Raw genomic sequence first — 18,535 nt, forward strand, 5'->3', positions numbered from 1 at the left:
ATTTAGAAAACGGGGCTGTCCCTAGCCATTTTTATGACTTATGGGACAGCCCCGTTCTAATGTCACTAACTTGCCTGCTAGCTAAATGAAGCATCGCCAGTCTAACATTTTATTCTCTCGGTCTATATAGAACTTTATTTTCTTCTGTCATCTCTTTTTGAAGAAGTTAAAAATAGTTCGCAACTGAAAACCCATGCCACTTCTAACTTTCCTTGTCTTAGGATCGATTTAAAGTTTGTAACTGAATCTTCTTTACAGGAAAATAAATTTTGTAACTTCATATCAGGGTAGTTCATTTCAGTAGATCTGTTTATTGATTCAGTTTCCAAAAAAATATTTATCCCACATCTTAGAATTTCGTAACTTTATGCTCTCAGCCCGACTATACCTTTCATCATCATCACGAATCATAAGATCGGTATTGATCTGTTGTAACTATTAAATCTTATATTTTCATAACTCTTTAATGAAGAAATTATAGGCTCTCTGTGCGCTTATTCTTCATTAAGCTGAGCAACCGGATTCACTCCACCCAGAAGGAAGTCGGCAACACGCATTACAACAAGATGTCCAGTATAGGGAGCACAAAATAAAGCCAGACGGCTTGTAAGCAGTCTGGCCTGATGTGCCTTGTATAACTGTCTATATTTTATACAAAGTAACTTCATAGTCTGCAAAAACCTTCCGATCATCTGCTCTACCACACTCCACTCCCCGTTCGCCAGCCCGCAGCCAATGTTGCACGGGAGGGCGACAGACAGTCCCTTGGCCTGCGCTTCTGTCCTCAGGATGGTTAACGCTTGCTCCAGCGCAGCATAGTCCGTATACCGGGTTTTGCTCCTCCCATAATCAAGCTGGCCGAACAGATTCGCCGTATACTTCGCGCCCGTCTGCACCAGCTGGCAGTGTCCAAGCAACTCGTCAGGCGTGTACTGGTCACAGTACTTTTTATACTCAGGAAATAAGTTCGGATATCGGTCCCGCAGAATCTTCGCAATCCCCGACCCCATCACCCCCTGACAATTCACCTGATGCCCAAGAATATTTTCACTGGCTTCTAATAGATCGCCGTTTATGATTTGGATGGTCATGGTTCTCTCCTTGTTGTTGTGACTTGGGTGTTTGGCAGATAGATTGAACTTAAGAATGTCCGTTTCGGGATAGCCGTGACTACAGAGAATGTTTGGCCTTCCGGCCGCTGTTGTCCCCAGATTTCTTAATTTGAACTATATTAGGAGTAGAAATCCGGCGACAAAGGCGGACGCTACCGCTCCTCCAGCTCCAAAATTCTCCTCCGTCTACAGCGTAGAATAATAGAGAAGATTGAGGCCGTTATACACGATATGCACCACGACTCCCGGCCAGATGGAGCCTGTCTTGCGGAACAGGTATCCCACCAGGATGCCGACCATGAATGCGTCTAACAGGATAACGGTGAATCCATGAATCACGCCGAAGATTGCAGCGCTGCCTACCACCCCGGCCCATGCTCCATATCGGTTCAGTGCATTGGCAATTACGCCGCGGAATACAAACTCCTCGCTGAGTGGCGTGAGGATGGCCCCGGTGATAATCAGAATGAAGAGCGAGAGCGGACCGCCTTGCGCTGCCGTCTGGAAGTCCGCCTGGGTGTTGATCTCGGTAATAAAGTGATAATAGATTCCTTCAATAACAAAGCATCCCCCGAACGCGGCAATGCCGATTACGACCGCCATCAGCAACCATTTCCGTTCAGTCATCCGAAACCCGAAAGCACGTAAATTGCGAATCCGCAAGGCGTAGGCTGCAAACAAAGCCAGGAAGCCAATCAGACCATTGCCCGCACCTCCGATATTAATCCGCAAGATGGCTTGCTCATCAGGAAGTTGAAGCATCCAGACACCAAGGATAACAACGCCAACCATATAGAGGAACAGTGCAGTTAGGATCTCCGGCCAGCCGGGCCGGGTTTGAGGTATTTCAGACATGGATGGACTGCTCATTGCCAGCCTCCCGATAGTGACCATTTTTTACTCATGCTATTAACCTCCGCTTTAATAGATTGAATGCAGCCATCCTTTTCCTCCTACTCCTCTCATCGAAGCTCGAATGTGCTGCTCAGACCTATCCTACCAACCCCGCTGGAACAGAACTTAAACGAACCGATGAATTTTTGCTTAATTTTGTCCCCGGTGTTTAGGTTCTGTTAAGATAAATATGCTATTTTGAAAAAAGGGTGAGAAAATGCCAAATCTATCCGCTATTAAAATCGCTATCGTTGACGACGAACCTTCGATGATCACCATGCTGCAAATGGTGCTTCGCCGGGAAGGTTTTCATCAACTGTACGGGGCTTCCACTTGTACCGAAGCTCTCAGCCTAGTGCAACGCGTGGTCCCCGATATTGTTCTGCTTGACATTATGCTTCCCGACGGCAGCGGACTGGAGCTCTGCTCCAAGATCCGCGAATACGGGAACCCGTATATACTGTTCCTGACAGCCAAGGCGTCCGATCTCGATATTCTAAAAGGCTTCGCCATGGGTGGGGATGATTATATCACCAAGCCCTTCAACCCCCTGGAGGTAGCCGCAAGAATACAAGCGCGCATACGCCGGTTGGACCCGGAAGCCCTGGCGTCCGGTTCTGCGAAGCATCCCGATGCGGGAATTTACCGGTTCGGCCGCTTTACCATCAACGAGGCGGAGGGCGAGCTGACCGTAGAGGGACAGCCCGTTCCTTGCCCTGCACAGGTTTTCCAGCTATTACTGCACTTCTGCAGACATCCCGGAATCGTATTCTCCAAAACCCAGCTCTACGACAATGTCTGGGGGATCAACGGACAGGGCGATGATTCGACCGTGATGGTGCATATCCGCCGCATACGGGAGAGGATTGAACTCGATCCCGGCAATCCAAAGCTGCTGCTTACGGTACGCGGACTTGGCTACAAGCTGGTGAAGGAGCCGGAGGAGCGATGAAAATCCAGCAACGTATGGCTTTCCACTTCACGTATCAGTTGATTTTCTATGCTCTGGCAATTGTGACCATTGCTTTGGTTGCCTGCATCCTGTTCTTTCAGAACATGACCAGTAATGAGATACGCCGGAACTTTCCGGTTGGCGTCCTGCAACAGATTGCCCAAGAAGCCCAGTACAAAGACGGAAAAATTCACATCTTCTCCCAGTGGAACAAGCTTATCAAAGAGAAAGAGATGTGGCTGCAGGTGGTTAGTGCGGAAGGAGACGTAGTCTACAGCATTAATACAACTCCCTACCCCGCACTGCCTGCCTCCTACTCCACCGCTCAATTGCTCGATATCCAGGAGACACGGAGACTGGGGTCTTATGCTGTGCAGACGCAACTGAATTTCTCGTTCCAGGACCCGCTTCTATATGTACTCGGCTATTCAACCCCTGACCTTGACCAGCTCACGGCGTGGTTCAACGCTTACGGACAGCAGGGCATGGTAAGAAGTGAAGCGGTTCCCCTCTTGGAACAGCAGCTTCGAGAGACTGGCAGTTATCTGCAAGTGATCGACCCTGAGAGTAACACCGTACAAGGCATTGGCGATCAAACGTATGTACAAAAGGCATATCGACCGCTGGATATTCTGGCCATCCAGCAGTCTCCAGACAACTATGACGCGGGTATTGTGGCCCACCGGGACGAGCCGAGCGGAATGACCTGGATCGTCTATACGCCCCATGCAGCCGGACTCCCTCTGAAGCATCCTGTATTGGAAAACGCAACGCCGAGACTCATCTGGATTGCGGTACTGATCCTGATCCTCGCTCTGTCGATCTCCATCTGGCATGGCTACCGCTATGGGCGGCCTCTGATTCTGTTCGCAGGCTGGTTCGAACAGATGGGTCAAGGGCAGTACGACGAGGTGCTGACCGCCAAGGACAAACGTAAGGTATTCCGCCGCAATGGCACTATGCGAACCCGCAATAGGCTCTATCAGGAAGTCATTCAAGCCTTCTATCAAATGACTCATCAATTGGCTCAAATCGAGAGGGACCGCAAGAGGCTCGAGAAGGAGCAGGCGGAGTGGATGTCAGGGATCTCCCATGATCTGCGCACACCTCTGGCCACGATTCAAGGCTACGGATATATGCTGGAGAAGCTGCCTGAGCAATGGAGCCAAGAGGAAATGCGGATCATGGGTGCGACCATCCGGGAAAAAGGGGATTATATGCTTGAGCTGATCTCCGACTTCTCTCTAATCCATCAGCTCAAGCAGAGCGATTCCATCATGGTCCGCCGGGACATCGATCTGGCAGAGTTGGTACGCTGCTCCGTGTTGAAGTACGTCAACGATGCCACCATGTCTGAGTATCTGTTTCACTACACCGGGGAAGAGGATTCCCCGTTGATACAGGGAGATGTAACCTGGTTACAGCGGCTGATGGACAATTTGCTGTCCAATGCGGTCAAGCATAATCCGCCAGGCACAACCATTACCGTCAATCTTATCCGAGTCAACGGCCAAGCTTGCATACGGGTACTCGATAATGGGAACGGGATGGATGAGGAGACACTGCATCATTTGTTCAATCGCTATTACCGCGGAACCAATACCGAGGAATCAACAGACGGCTCCGGACTCGGAATGAGCATCGCCAAAACCATCGTCGAAGCACACGGCGGCGAAATCAAGGTCCAATCGAAAATTGGGCAAGGCACGGAATTTGAGATTCTTTTGCCCTGCTGTTAGATCACGCTCATCTGTCAAGTTCAGCTAATTCTGTAATGAAGCAAAGAATTCAGGCAATCGGACTTCATTTCACTTCAAGTGAGCAATCTTGAAGGCTCTGCGGAATTCTATCAAAACTATCTCGGACTGGTCCGCTCACAGGCGGGACCACCTCATGCTGTGGTCTTTGAAACAAAGCCTATTGCATTTGCTCTTTGTGACCTAATGCCAGGAATAGAACTCGGTTCAGGTACTCAGCCTGGACTTGGTGTCGCTCTGTGGCTTCATGCCCCTGATACGCAAGAAATCCACGACAAGCTTATTGCAGGAGGCGTAAAGATTACATCCGCACCAATAGATGGACCATTCGGGCGAACCTTTACATTCGCCGACCCAGACGGTTACCTAGTTACCCTTCACAGTAAAGCCTAATACGCAAGTGTATCCAGGGGGATGGTTCAGTGAATGAGTTTTTCATAAGAAAAGTTAATCATCTAGAAACCTGTAAGTTGATCGTTGAAGAAAGTACGCGCGAAGGTGCTAAAAGAAACCAAGAGCAATTTTCTGCTCTTGGTTTCTTTTTACTGATCTTTTTGATTTCTAGAATCTCATCAAGAAAGCACAACGAGAATAGATACTAATTATTATTAAAAAACTGCTGCTAAAAATCACATATTAGAAACCATCATTTATTATCCCTTCTCTTTTTCCTAAGCCCCTAGGCAAGCTACCAACGGTGCTCTATGAACCCCAAAGTACAATAAGATACTTAGATTGGCCGTTAGCCCATTTCATGGCCCTTAGGAGGGACATATGTGTTGGAGACATATATTTTCCTTGGAAAGCGACAAAAAGGCTGTTGAAAGGAAATTTAAGCCCCGAGAACGGCCACTCCAATACGGAATTTGTTTTTAATCTTATTAAGACCCCTGATTTTCCTGATTAAACAACAAATGAGCTCAGACTAATCTGAGCTCATTTGTATGTTGGTTAAGAAGTTACAATCTATATTTTTCAGTTACATACTTTTTTTATCAGTTACAGTTTTAATTTTTCAGTTACATACTAAATTTAACGCATTCACCTTTGAAAATAAAGATTAATCCCTTACTCAACCGTTACGCTTTTCGCCAAGTTACGTGGTTTATCCACATCGTGACCCAGTGCCAGGGAAGCGTAGTATGCAAGCAATTGCAAAGCTACAACGGACAGAGCCGGGCTAAGCAGTGGCAGCGTCTTAGGAATCGCAAACGCTTGGTCAACGGACTTCAGCAATGGCGCTACGTGCTCTTCATACGTAATTGCCAGTACGTCTGCACCACGTGCTTTTACTTCTTTAATGTTGCTCACGGTTTTCTCCAGAACGTTCTCCTGTGTTGCCAGAGCAATGACAGGGATACCGTCCTCGATCAATGCGAGCGTACCATGTTTCAACTCACCCGCAGCGTACGCTTCGGAGTGAATATAAGAGATCTCTTTCAGCTTCAACGATCCTTCTTGGGCTACTGCATAGTCAAGACCACGGCCGATGAAGAAGAGATGTTGATGTTTGGAGATTTGTTCTGCATATCCTTTAATGGCTTCCGCTTGCTCCAGCATGGATTCAACTTGCTCAGGCAGAGCTTGCATTGCTGCGAGCGTGTGAGCAATCTCTTCTGCTGTTTGTGTGCCACGAACTTGTGCAAGGTACAGACCCAGCAGGTTGAACGCGATCAATTGCGAAGTGTACGCTTTGGTGGACGCTACAGCAATTTCCGGTCCTGCCAATGTTGCAATCACATCGTCCGCATCACGTGCAATGGAGCTGCCTACAACGTTCGTGATGGCGAGTACATGTGCACCATTCGACTGTGCTTCGCGCAGTGCAGCAAGTGTATCAGCCGTTTCACCAGATTGGCTTACCACGATCACAAGAGTATCTTTGCTTACGATCGGGGAACGATAGCGGTATTCGGAAGCAACATCCGTTTCTACCGGAATACGTACCAATTGCTCGATAACCGTACGTCCAACCAGACCTGCATGGTACGCTGTACCACAAGCGATGATTTGAACGTTACGGATATTTTTAATTTGCTCTTCTGTCATTTTCAACTCAGGAAGTTGAACTTTTTTGCCTTCATTGTCGATGCGACCCAGCATTGTATCACGATATGCTTTTGGTTGCTCATGAATTTCTTTCAGCATGAAGTGCTCAAATCCGCCTTTTTCTGCGGTTACAGCATCCCAATCGACATGAATCATTTCCCGAGAAATAAAGTTGCCTTCAATCGTCATCAATTCGACAGCATCATGTGTCAAAACAGCCATCTCACCGTCATTCAGAATGTACACATTACGTGTGTGTTCCAGAATGGCCGGGATATCGGAACCGATAAAGTTCTCGCCTTCACCAATACCGATAATCAGTGGGCTTGCTTGACGAACAGCTACCAGTTTCTCAGGCTCATACTCTGTCAGAACACCCAGCGCGAACGCTCCGCGCATCAACGTGATCACTTTTTGCACAGCTTTAACGATATCTCCATCGTATTCACGTGCAATCAGGTGGGAGATGACTTCAGTGTCTGTCTCGGATGTGAAGGTATGGCCTTGAGCGATCAGTTCGTCTTTCAGATCCAGATAGTTCTCGATAATTCCGTTATGAACAACAGAGAACTTCTGGCTCTCATCCGTATGTGGATGGGAGTTTTCATCCGATGGTTTACCATGAGTAGCCCAGCGAGTGTGTCCAATTCCGGCATTACCTACCAGCGGAGCACCCTCCAGTTTGGCTTCAAGGTTCGCAAGACGTCCCAGAGCTTTGGAAATTTGCAGACCTTCCGGTGTAAATACCGCAATACCTGCAGAATCATAACCACGATACTCAAGCTTTTTCAGACCTTCGATCAATACCGATTGAGTGTTCTTATTACCAATATATCCAACAATACCGCACATAGTTTAGTTCCTCCGATTGTATATGAATACTGTGTCACGAAGAGAAACAGGCTGGCACGGCATATCGAAAAAATGAAAATGATTGCCTAACGTATCATGAAAACTTTCAATTATTCAATTATCAATGATCAGAGCAGCCTCTTGCCGCCCCGCAGTCATAAGCTGTTATTAGATGCAATCATGAATGCACATCATTTTCCCGTCCGCGCACTGTTCACGCTCTTCGCGCACATTCATTTTAATTTTTAGTTGAATCTTGCACCTACCGGCGCGTTGTGTGGACAGTCACCCATCCATTTTCCGCAATCCGGTTTACGGCTCTGGTGCATCACCGGGAGGTCCCCGCCGAACAATCCGAACACCTCCACCTCGTCAGCTTGATTGCCGTCGATCCTGCTCAGTAGTCTCTTAATAATTCAAGATTTGTACCGATCAAAATCCTTCCCGCGCAACTTCAAGCTCTGGCGCTTGTGTAACTAGTACCTTACGATCCTCACTTTCTGTGTCTGAATGACGACTCCACTCATTATATGCACGTCAGGTTCATTTTGCAATGGAGCAAAGTACCTGTGACAATTTCGGCATATTTACCCACAATCCCGACCAGATAAACAGAACCATGGTCTCACTAGGCCGGGACGCAGGAATATGGGTTTATATGGGATAACCTCTGTTAGATTAAGCCTTGTATAACAGTGATTCCCTTGAGGCAACTGAGTTTGGAAGGCCTATCAATCAGGTCCTATACCAGTTCTTTTTGCACAACATCTGCAATTTGAGATACGAATTGCTCAAGTTCATCCTTATCTGGTCCTTCCGCCATAACGCGGATCAAGGATTCGGTCCCGGACGCACGAACAAGTACACGTCCATTATCGCCCAGATGCTGCTCCACTGTTGCGATGGCTTGCTCAATCGCAGAATTGCCCTCATATTTGCTCTTATCTTCAACACGCACGTTCACCAACACTTGTGGGTACTGGGTCATCAGCGCCTTAAGTTCACTCAGTTTTTTGCCGGAAGCCTTCATTGTGTCCACGAGTTGAATTGCTGTCAGCATGCCGTCACCTGTTGTGTTGTAATCCAGGAAAATAACATGACCGGATTGCTCTCCACCCAAGTTATAACCTCCACGGCGCATTTCTTCCATCACATAACGGTCACCAACGGCAGTCTTTGCTGTTTTCAATGCCAGTTTCTCCGTTGCTTTGTAGAATCCGATGTTACTCATTACAGTAGATACCACGGTACTGTCTTTCAGCTTGCCTGCACGATTCATCGCATCACCACAGATGCACAGAATGAAGTCACCATCGACCTCAGCGCCTGTCTCATCAATAGCGATCAGACGATCCGCATCCCCGTCAAAAGCAAGGCCCAGGTCCGCTTTATGTTTCAGCACCTCTTGTTTCAAATGCTCCGGGTGAGTTGATCCGCATTGCTCATTGATATTCAGGCCGTTAGGCTCAGCGCCAATGGCAATGACTTCTGCACCAAGTTCTCTGAATAATTTGGGTGCCAGCTCATAAGCTGCCCCGTTAGCGCAGTCCAGAACAATTTTGAGTCCTGAGAACGATTCATTTACCGTTGTTTTCAAGTAGTCCAAATAACGGTAACGGGATTCCTCATCCACAGTTACAGTACCCAAACCACCACCCACAGGGCGCGGTAATTGATCCGTTTCTGCATCCATCAGTTCTTCGATCCGGTTCTCCGTCTCATCGGACAGCTTGAAGCCGTCTCCCCCGAAAAATTTGATGCCGTTATCCTCAACCGGATTGTGAGAAGCCGAGATCATTACCCCTGCATCGGCTTTTAGCAGACGAGCAATATACGCCACTCCAGGAGTGGATACAACGCCCAGACGAATGACATCAGCGCCAATGGACAGCAAACCTGCAACCAGTGCGGATTCCAGCATAAGCCCCGAGATTCGGGTATCCATACCGATAACCACTTTTGGTCTTTCTACACCGCCTGCAAGCACATAACCACCACAACGTCCGATGCTGTAAGCCAGCTCAGCCGTTAGCTCTTTATTGGCAACACCTCTTACGCCGTCTGTACCAAAATATTTCCCCATGATCTAACTCCTTCTATTCGCATCATATAAGAGCATAAACGTTATTTTTAAAATTTTGATCTGATCACTAACAATTTTTTTACGGATTGGAGCCACTATTGCTGCTGCCGCTGTTACTGGGGTTACCTCGAGTGGAATTCCCCTGTAGATTCTGCTCCGGATTGTCCGTATTCGATTCTGTTTCTTCTTCTCCAGGAGCAGTTTCGGTATCCCCATTCTCAACTTCGGCTGGCGTAGGCTCAGGCCCGACCGTACTTTCATCATTCGGATCGTCGCCGGGAGGAACCGTCGTATTATCAGCCTTTTCGCTAATCTTGACGGTAGCACTCAGACCATCTGATGACTCATCCAGTTTGGCAAAACGAGGCAAGTCAGCCTCAAGCTTTATTTCATGCGTGCCTGCCGCAAGTCCAGCAAGGTCCGCAGTCAGCTTGATATCATCGCTACTTAGACCTTCAAGCATTGTTGAAGAACCTCTAAGCGTAATATTTAAGCCACCACTTTTGGGAGTAACCAGTGTACCTTCCAGTCCGTTCCCAGCTCCAGTAAGCGTAATGGGTACGTTCGGAAAGACTTTGGTCGTCTCCTGAAGCTCATCGTATGGTGATACCGTCACCTTAAGCTGAATCGAACTAGGCTCGATTTTCTCAAAACCGGAAGGCGGCGTCAAGTCCACGTTAACTGTCGACGTCCCTGGTTCATCAAACTGTGTAAGATCCAGGGTTACTTGGTCGTAGGACCGTATACCCGCAAGTGCATCCTCTGAGCCGTAAACCGAGACTTCTTTCACGCTTGGCTCAACCGTGGAGAGCACCATTCCCTCTGGAAGCTGTCCCGAATATTTGATTCTTAAGGGTACAGTTGTATAGGGCTGACTGACCGGAATACGGACTTCAACCGTTTCTGGTGTAACAATCGCATTTTCAATGACTTTGCCTTCGGCATCATATGCCTGTAGCTTCACTTTTTTCTGTGTTACGTCATCCTTCGCATCCTTCACGCTCACACTGCCCTGAACCTTCGCTACGGCGTCAAGCTGCCCTTCTGGCAGAGTTACCTTAACTTGACCTGAAGGTTCAACAACGGGCGTTCCAACGTTGTATCCGGTGGATGGTTCTCCTTCGGGTACAATATTCACATCGAACGATTTGGTGCCCAATTTTTCAACGTTGACTGTAACCATGGAAGGCTCCATGCTGACTACTTCAACCCCGGATGGCAGATCCGGTACTAGCGGTAACGTGTTGGACCCATCCTTCACCTGACTAAGATCCACTAACACTTTATAATCATCATTCGTAAAAATCGAAGTTAACATCGAGCGCTGTCCTTTAATCTCCAGACGGACCTCATCCGTACTTAATGAAGTAAGCACATAAGAGTTGCTGTCGAGTCCATAGGGCTGAACAGGCACAGTGCGCTCCACAACCTTATTGGTCGTGCCTGTCGCAATCGTTGGCGTCGTTGGTACTTCATCCAGATGGATCATGAACCAGAGCAACAGACTCACCGCTAGGGCAAGAATTTTGGCAAAATTGTTGTTATTGAACCATTTATCCATTTTTACGTCCCCCCTTCCGTTTCCAGAAGGTAGCCCAAGCATTCTTTTTAGTTAAATTGGATGTTGGACGCAGTTCTTCATATAATTTAGCAATCAGCGATTCTTCTTTAATATCACGAACAACTTGTCCATTCATCGCAAGCGACACTTGTCCTGTCTCCTCTGAAACAACCAGACAGATCGCGTCTGCCACCTCGGTAATCCCGATTGCTGCACGGTGACGCGTTCCTAACTCCTTGCTAATAAAAGGATTCTCGGACAAAGGCAAATAACAGGCTGCTGCCGAAATCTGTTTGCCCTGTATAATGACGGCTCCATCATGGAGAGGTGTATTCGGAATAAAGATATTAATCATCAGCTCTGAACTGACCAGTGATTGCATCTGGATCCCGGACTCCGTATAATCGTTCAGACCCGTTTCCCGTTCGAATACAACCAATGCACCAATTTTTCGCCGAGACAAATAATTGACGGACTTAATGATCTCACCAATTAACACCGTTAATTCCTCATCACTTGCCGCTGCCGAGCGTCCAAACAGTTTGCCACGACCCAATTGCTCCAGACCACGGCGCAGTTCCGGCTGAAAGATAATGAAGACCGCGACGACTCCAAACGTAAACATCTGGTTCATCAGCCATTTGAGTGTATAGAGGTTTAGCCACGTACTTAGTGCCCAGATCACCACAAGAAACAGTATACCTTTCAGCAGTTGAACAGCACGGGTACCCCGTACAAGCAAAATCAATTTGTACATAATATAGGTAACAATCAATATATCGATAACGTCCTTAATGGACTCTTTCCACGTTAAGTCAGCAAAATAGTTCATAAGCCAGCCCCCGCTATCCCCATTGATGAGTAAACCCTGATCTCATATTAACCCATTAGGATTTAATTAATCCTTTTTCTATATGTAGTATGTTCTCTTTAGTATCTAGGTTATAACGTTAACGTTCAGGTTGCAAGTTACGAGAGTCACAAACTGCGCGGAAACAGCACAAATCCCATAAATTACAAAGTAAAAAGATAAAAAAAGAGTACCCCAGCAATCTGGAGGTACCCTGCTTGGTATATACCATTGAAGAATTTACCCTGTTTTAGCGATAAGCCACTTCATTTACCATATTGGTTATTTTGTACCAGAACCAGTCCAGCGCCTGATCAATACTTTTCACCTGACCGGAAATATGTGCCGTTGAAGCCTGATACAGTTGTCCGTCGATGACCGTCAGATTACCGTTTACATCACCGTACACCTGAGCAGTTCCATTCTCTATCGTAAGATCGCCAGCAATGGACTTGCCCTCCGGAACAATAACCGTGTTTCCTTCAATCACGATCTGGTCCAGATTGTTTCCCTTCACGACCATTTCGTTATTCTGATTCCAGAAATTCCAGGCGCTAAAGAGCATCACGACCAAAAAGAAGGCTGCCGCCGTCAGCGCGGGATGTCCTTTGACCCATTTGAGCCATACTTGCTGTCTCTTGGGCTGGGGCAGAGCATTCATAATTCGATTGGTCAGCTCATCCGAGGCAGACGGTGAATAATGTTTCATGGCAAAGAGTAGCATTTCCGTCTGTTCCAACTCTTTAAAGCGCATGCGACAATCCGGACAGGTCACAAGGTGACTTTTCAGTTCAACCTTCTGGGCCGGGGACAACGACTCATCCAAACATTCATGCATTAAAGAGACGGCCGAGTTGCAATCCATATGAGAGCCAATCCTTTCTTAGATCACTTAGTCCTTGCATCGCCAAAAAGCACGCATAAGACTTGCATACATTACATACGCATCCGTTTCGGATATGTTTCAAATAATTTCGCCCAAAATACAGACGTTAACCATTTACAACTTATATTCCAGTTTTTTACGCAAAAAATCACGACCCCGATGAACACGAGTCTTAATCGTTGTTACGGGCATACCTGTCACATCACTGATTTCCTGTAGCGACAAGTCCTGTAAATATCTCAAAATCATGACTGATTTATACTTGGCCGGCAAACTGTCAATCGCTTCACGGATTAGTGTCTGTGTTTCAGACAAAAGTGCTTCACTCTCTGGTGTACGATCATCGCTTGGAAGCATCGCATAACCGTCAGATCCTTCCTGATCATTCAGCTCTGCATCCAATGAATAAGAAGGTTTTTTCCGCCGTAAGCGGTCAATACACAGATTAGTTGCAATCCGGTATATCCAGGTTGAAAACTTCTGATTCGGATCATACTTTTCCATATTGCGAAACACACGCAAAAACGTCTCCTGTACAACGTCTTCAGCTTCATGACGATTGTTCAGCATCCGGTATGCCAGATGAAACAGCTTGTCCTTGTATAATTCAACGATTTCTGCAAAGGCCCGCTGGTCACCCTTCAGTACCAGCTTAACAAGCCTGTTCTCCAAATTGTCCACCCTTATTCCCCCAGACATGCTGATGGGTCTTCCGCCTTCTGATACCCGTCCACACTTGTAATTCACCAATCAAATCGTAAATCAACTTTGGTCAAAAATCAAGACTGTGCCGGAAAATATCCGCCAAAAACAGTAAAAACGGGAACTCCTGAAAGGAGTCCCGTTTCATCTCTCACTCATGCTGAGGAAAGAATTAAGCTTTTTGCGATCTGTTTGGTTGAAAAATTCACTTCATTTATGGTTAAGCAGCTTAATGATCAGCCCGTATTCCGAAGTCCTGCTGCAATGCCGTTAATCGTAAGCAACACTTCACGCAGTAACTCCGTGTCATCCTCGCCACGCTCACGCATATCTCTGAGCTCACTCAGAAGTTGGACCTGCATGTAGGACAAAGGATCAACATACGGATTACGAAGCCGGATCGACTCTTGAATCACCGGTACATCATCCAGAATTTCAGCTTCTCCGGTAATTTTCAGAATCAGCTCTTTGGTGAGCTTGAATTCCGATTCAATTTGCCCATAGATGCGATCACGTGCTTCCTCATTGGAAGTCATGGCTGAGTATTCCTTCGCAATAACCAGATCTGCTTTGGCAACAGCCATCTGCACGGTATCAATTAGTGTACGGAAGAATGGGAAGTTTTCATACATTTCTTTCAGGACAACCAGATTTTCTTCTTTATCCTGATAGTAGCTTTGCAGTCCCGTTCCTGCCGCATACCATGCGGGAAGCAAATAACGACTTTGGGTCCAGGCAAATACCCAAGGGATCGCTCTCAAATCCTCGAACTTGTCGCTGTTTTTCCGTTTGGATGGACGTGAACCAATATTCAGTTCCCCAACCTCAGGCAGCGGTGTCGATTCCTTGAAGAAGGTAAAGAAGTCTGGATCACGGAAAATGAGATCCTGGTATTTGGTCAGAGAAACTTCGGAAATATCTTTGATGATGCTATCCCAATGACGCTCTGATGCCGACTCTTGCGGCTCCAGACCGTTAAGTGCAGCTGTAATCAAAGCCGATGTAGCCTGCTCAAGACTGCGGTATGCAATTCCCTGAAGGGAATAACGGGAAGAGATAACCTCACCCTGCTCTGTAATCTTGATCCCCCCACCAATGGTATGTGGTGGTTGAGCAAGAATACTGCGGTTGAGAGGCATGCCTCCACGTCCGAGCGCCCCACCTCTACCATGGAAGAACTTCAGCTTAACGCCGTGTTTATTACCAACATCGGTGATGGCATTCATCGCCACACGCAGCTCCCAGTTGGCTGTAACAACTCCGCCATCCTTGTTGCTGTCCGAGTAGCCCAACATGATTTCATGCAGTTCATTCCGTCCGCTCACACTTGCGCGATATACCGGAAGGTTGAACAGTTTCTCCATAATTTCCGAAGCGGCATGAAGATCATCAATCGTTTCAAACAGTGGAACCGCTTGAAGCGTAGATACCACTTCACCGTTATGTTCTTTGCGGAACAAACCTACTTCTTTGGCAAATACCATAACCTCAAGCAGATCACTTGCGCCTTGGGTCATACTAATCAGGTAGCTTGTGATACAACCGGCCCCAAACTCGCTCTGAGCACGTTTGATCGTACGGAATACATCCAGACATTCTTTGGTCCCCTCTGTGTACTGATGATAAGGGGAAGTCAGCGGACGAGGATCATCCAGCAAACGAGCCAGCAAATCGATTTTGCCATCCTCCGTCAGACGAGCATAATCTTCTACGATGTTCATCTTGGCCAAAATCTCCGACATCGCATTTTCATGTTCTTTACTGTGCTGACGCACATCCAATGCAGCTGTATGGAAACCGAACAGCTCCACTTGACGAATCATTTTGCGAATGGTCGTATCTGCTACATAGTCTGCAAAGTGATGACGCAGGCTGCGATCAATAATCATCAGATCATCCATCAGTCCTTGAGCGCTGTCATAGCGATCTGGGTGCCCTACTTTGTTCTCATCCAATACATTGTTAAGCTTGGCGATCATATATGCCAATTTAATGCGATATGGCTCTTTTTCATTCCGCCACATATCCACTTTTTTCAAGGTTACACAACTACGGTCCTGCTCGATCGACTGCACCAGCTCATCCGATACGTGGATGATGTTTGTGCTGAAGCTGAGGTGTCCCATAAGTTCAATCATAATGCGTTGATACTCACGCAATGCGAGCTTACGCTGCATCAACAGTGTCTGCCATGTTACATCTGAAGTTACCGAAGGATTTCCATCCCGGTCTCCACCGATCCAGGAACCGAACCGCAAATACGTCGGCACATGCCAGTCATGGTCAGGATAAAATTTATTCAGGCAGCGTTCAAGCTCCTGGTATACATCCGGAAGTACATGGAATAACGTTTCATGAAAGTAATACATCCCATTCCGTACTTCATCAAGTACAGTTGGTTTACGGTCACGAAGCTCATCAGTCTGCCATAGTGTAATGACTTCATTTAATAGCTTCTCCCGCAACTGTTCACGTTCACGCAACGTCAGCGTAGGATTGTCAAGCAGCATGACATCTTCGGATATCCGTTTGTGGATGTCCAGTATAACCCGACGCATGGCTTCGGTTGGGTGAGCTGTCATCACCAATTCCAGCGATAATTCGTCTAGAATATCCTCTACTTCCGTATGAGACAGTCCACGTTCCTTCAGATCTTGTACTGCTTTCTCAATAGATCCTGGCTGCACAGCGTCCCCTGCAGAACGTTCATAATCCCGTTTACGCCGGATCCGATGGTTTTGTTCAGCAATGTTAACTAGTTGAAAATAAATCGCAAAAGCTCGAATCACCTGATGGCGATTTTCAGAGTCTAATTCCTGGATCATCGTTTTGAACTCTGCATAAAGTTCTGGCAAGAACTCTGCACGCAACGATTTGCTCGTTTCCCGAATCTTCTCAACGATATCTAGAAGCTCCGTGCCTCCTTGATGGACAAGAACTTCTCCGAGTATATTGCCCAGGAACCGCACGTCTCGCCGAAGCAGGTTGTTGGTTTGGCTTTTGCTGGCGGTTACCATAGTTTCAGTCATGCTTATCCTCCCATCTGATCGTTCCATTCGTACACGTAAATTTGACACCTTCATAACATCATACAATAAAATGGTACGAAAATCTTTATTTTTCTACTAGTAAAAATGGGGATTTACCCTGATTTACAGCACAAAAACACGCTTTATTATTCATTTTCTTGTTCTGCTTCGATTAATGGTCAAATGCTGTCGCATGATACCTTTTTCACGTACTTTTAATCATTCGAATAACTAATACCTATTCTTAATTTTTCATAAATATACAGTTAAACTGGGAATGTTCAGTACACTAAATGAATTCGTATCTGCATGATCTCCATTGTTACAAACCAGACGAAACATAAAGAAACATGACCGGCAAAGCAAGCTTTTGTATACTTTATCACACTGACGCAATAAATTAAAGAGTGTATTTATAATTTTTTGTTTCTTTTAGTAGAAATGAATGCAGAAGTTCGAGGAATTATTTCACTTATCATCTGAATATAGAGGAGATCGGTATTTTAAAGAGGTGTTGTTTCAATAAATAAAAGAAAAGCCTCTATAATTACAGAGACTTTTCAATAAATCATGAAGCGGGTGATGGGAATCGAACCCACGCTATTAGCTTGGAAGGCTAAAGTTCTACCATTGAACTACACCCGCAAATAAAAATCGGGATGACACGATTTGAACATGCGACCCCCTGGTCCCAAACCAGGTGCTCTACCAAGCTGAGCTACATCCCGATACTTATGGAAATAATGGCGCGCCCTGAGAGATTCGAACTCCCGGCCTTTTGATTCGTAGTCAAACGCTCTATCCAGCTGAGCTAAGGGCGCAAATATTGGAGCGGACGACGGGAATCGAACCCGCGACCCTCGCCTTGGCAAGGCGATGCTCTACCGCTGAGCCACGTCCGCTTATAAAGGATGCGCGTGGAGGGACTTGAACCCCCACGTCAAAGACGCTAGATCCTAAGTCTAGTGCGTCTGCCAATTCCGCCACACGCGCATATGATGGTGAGTCATGAAGGGCTCGAACCTTCGACACCCTGATTAAAAGTCAGGTGCTCTACCAACTGAGCTAATGACTCAAACTAAAATGGCTGGGGATATAGGATTTGAACCTATGCATGACGGAGTCAAAGTCCGTTGCCTTACCGCTTGGCTAATCCCCATTAAATTAAGTGGTGGAGGCTGAGGGGATCGAACCCCCGACCCTCTGCTTGTAAGGCAGATGCTCTCCCAGCTGAGCTAAGCCTCCATCCTATGACCCGTAGGGGATACTCTCACTTCGTTCGAGACTGCGAAGCCAATGCTAACGAAGTTTATCCTCCGACGAACCTTTGGGATTCTCATCCCTTTTTTAAGCTAATAAATATAGCTATGACCCGTAGGGGATTCGAACCCCTGTTACCTCCGTGAAAGGGAGGTGTCTTAACCCCTTGACCAACGGGCCCCATTTCCAAAGCTCTCAACCGGGATCGAACCGGTGACCTCATCCTTACCATGGATGCACTCTACCTACTGAGCTATGAGAGCAAATGGCTCCCCGAACAGGGCTCGAACCTGTGACAACTCGATTAACAGTCGAGTGCTCTACCAACTGAGCTATCAGGGAATAATATGCATTTGCAGGGCAAATGCAATTCATCATACAACGTTAACATGCAGAGCCTGTTTTCTATGTAGGATGAAAGAGTTCGCTTGGCGGCGTCCTACTCTCCCAGGACCCTGCGGTCCAAGTACCATCGGCGCTAGAGGGCTTAACGGTCGTGTTCGGGATGGGTACGTGTGGAACCCCTCCGCCATCGCCACCAAACGAGC

12 protein-coding genes, 11 tRNA genes and 1 rRNA gene are annotated in these 18,535 nt (G+C 46.9%); 3 read left to right on the plus strand and 21 right to left on the minus strand.

Going from position 1 to position 18,535, the window contains the following annotated elements; genetic code table 11:
* Positions 1-494: 494 nt before the first annotated feature.
* Entirely contained in the window at positions 495-1,091 is a 597-nt protein-coding gene (locus tag MHB49_RS30090; RefSeq protein ID WP_405154049.1) for a macro domain-containing protein, read from the minus strand.
* A 207-nt stretch (positions 1,092-1,298) separates the two neighbouring features.
* Positions 1,299-1,982, minus strand: coding sequence for a CPBP family intramembrane glutamic endopeptidase (locus tag MHB49_RS30095; RefSeq protein WP_405154050.1), 684 nt, complete (start codon positions 1,980-1,982; stop codon positions 1,299-1,301).
* Between the two features lie 241 nt (positions 1,983-2,223).
* Between MHB49_RS30095 and MHB49_RS30100 the strand changes: the two genes are divergently transcribed.
* The 3 genes from MHB49_RS30100 to MHB49_RS30110 all read left to right on the plus strand — a co-directional run bounded on the left by MHB49_RS30100 (position 2,224) and on the right by MHB49_RS30110 (position 5,108).
* Positions 2,224-2,958, plus strand: a complete 735-nt coding sequence (locus MHB49_RS30100; protein ID WP_405154051.1) for a response regulator — start codon at positions 2,224-2,226, stop codon at positions 2,956-2,958.
* Positions 2,955-4,697: a sensor histidine kinase gene (locus MHB49_RS30105; protein ID WP_405154052.1), complete on the plus strand. Its 1,743-nt coding sequence runs from the start codon at positions 2,955-2,957 to the stop codon at positions 4,695-4,697. Before MHB49_RS30100 ends, MHB49_RS30105 begins: the two co-directional genes overlap by 4 nt.
* A gap of 66 nt (positions 4,698-4,763) precedes the next feature.
* Positions 4,764-5,108: a VOC family protein gene (locus MHB49_RS30110; RefSeq protein WP_405157273.1), complete on the plus strand. Its 345-nt coding sequence runs from the start codon at positions 4,764-4,766 to the stop codon at positions 5,106-5,108.
* Between the two features lie 675 nt (positions 5,109-5,783).
* On the opposite strand, the gene glmS is transcribed toward MHB49_RS30110, so the two are convergent.
* From glmS to rrf, 19 genes are all read right to left on the minus strand, one after another.
* The gene (glmS, locus tag MHB49_RS30115; protein WP_405154053.1) at positions 5,784-7,616 is read right to left on the minus strand and encodes a glutamine--fructose-6-phosphate transaminase (isomerizing); all 1,833 of its coding nucleotides are present in this window, start codon (positions 7,614-7,616) and stop codon (positions 5,784-5,786) included.
* Between the two features lie 742 nt (positions 7,617-8,358).
* On the minus strand, positions 8,359-9,699 hold the full coding sequence (glmM, locus tag MHB49_RS30120; RefSeq protein WP_090904594.1) for a phosphoglucosamine mutase: 1,341 nt from the start codon (positions 9,697-9,699) through the stop codon (positions 8,359-8,361).
* A 79-nt stretch (positions 9,700-9,778) separates the two neighbouring features.
* Positions 9,779-11,260: a YbbR-like domain-containing protein gene (locus tag MHB49_RS30125; protein ID WP_405154054.1), complete on the minus strand. Its 1,482-nt coding sequence runs from the start codon at positions 11,258-11,260 to the stop codon at positions 9,779-9,781.
* Positions 11,253-12,092 (minus strand): diadenylate cyclase CdaA, encoded by an 840-nt coding sequence (gene cdaA, locus MHB49_RS30130; RefSeq protein ID WP_247899511.1) that lies wholly within the window; start codon positions 12,090-12,092, stop codon positions 11,253-11,255. Before cdaA ends, MHB49_RS30125 begins: the two co-directional genes overlap by 8 nt.
* 268 nt (positions 12,093-12,360) lie before the next feature.
* Positions 12,361-12,975, minus strand: a complete 615-nt coding sequence (locus MHB49_RS30135; RefSeq protein WP_062329949.1) for a zf-HC2 domain-containing protein — start codon at positions 12,973-12,975, stop codon at positions 12,361-12,363.
* A gap of 135 nt (positions 12,976-13,110) precedes the next feature.
* On the minus strand, positions 13,111-13,677 hold the full coding sequence (sigW, locus tag MHB49_RS30140) for an RNA polymerase sigma factor SigW (RefSeq protein ID WP_017692117.1): 567 nt from the start codon (positions 13,675-13,677) through the stop codon (positions 13,111-13,113).
* A gap of 257 nt (positions 13,678-13,934) precedes the next feature.
* Entirely contained in the window at positions 13,935-16,727 is a 2,793-nt protein-coding gene (ppc, locus tag MHB49_RS30145) for a phosphoenolpyruvate carboxylase (RefSeq protein WP_405154055.1), read from the minus strand.
* 574 nt (positions 16,728-17,301) lie between these two features.
* Positions 17,302-17,372, minus strand: a tRNA-Gly gene (locus MHB49_RS30150).
* 9 nt (positions 17,373-17,381) lie between these two features.
* Positions 17,382-17,455: transfer RNA gene (locus tag MHB49_RS30155), tRNA-Pro, on the minus strand.
* A 16-nt stretch (positions 17,456-17,471) separates the two neighbouring features.
* Positions 17,472-17,548, minus strand: a tRNA-Arg gene (locus MHB49_RS30160).
* 6 nt (positions 17,549-17,554) lie between these two features.
* Positions 17,555-17,629: transfer RNA gene (locus MHB49_RS30165), tRNA-Gly, on the minus strand.
* 10 nt (positions 17,630-17,639) lie between these two features.
* A tRNA-Leu gene (locus MHB49_RS30170) sits at positions 17,640-17,720 on the minus strand.
* A 6-nt stretch (positions 17,721-17,726) separates the two neighbouring features.
* Positions 17,727-17,802: transfer RNA gene (locus MHB49_RS30175), tRNA-Lys, on the minus strand.
* Between the two features lie 9 nt (positions 17,803-17,811).
* Positions 17,812-17,886, minus strand: a tRNA-Gln gene (locus MHB49_RS30180).
* Between the two features lie 10 nt (positions 17,887-17,896).
* Positions 17,897-17,972: transfer RNA gene (locus tag MHB49_RS30185), tRNA-Val, on the minus strand.
* A gap of 123 nt (positions 17,973-18,095) precedes the next feature.
* A tRNA-Glu gene (locus tag MHB49_RS30190) sits at positions 18,096-18,167 on the minus strand.
* A gap of 10 nt (positions 18,168-18,177) precedes the next feature.
* Positions 18,178-18,250, minus strand: a tRNA-Thr gene (locus MHB49_RS30195).
* Positions 18,251-18,253: 3 nt separating this feature from the next.
* Positions 18,254-18,329: transfer RNA gene (locus MHB49_RS30200), tRNA-Asn, on the minus strand.
* Positions 18,330-18,413: 84 nt separating this feature from the next.
* Positions 18,414-18,530: ribosomal RNA gene (rrf, locus tag MHB49_RS30205) — 5S ribosomal RNA — on the minus strand.
* Positions 18,531-18,535: the final 5 nt, after the last annotated feature.

Source organism: Paenibacillus sp. FSL K6-0108, from assembly GCF_045040695.1.
Taxonomy (GTDB): domain Bacteria; phylum Bacillota; class Bacilli; order Paenibacillales; family Paenibacillaceae; genus Paenibacillus; species Paenibacillus pabuli_B.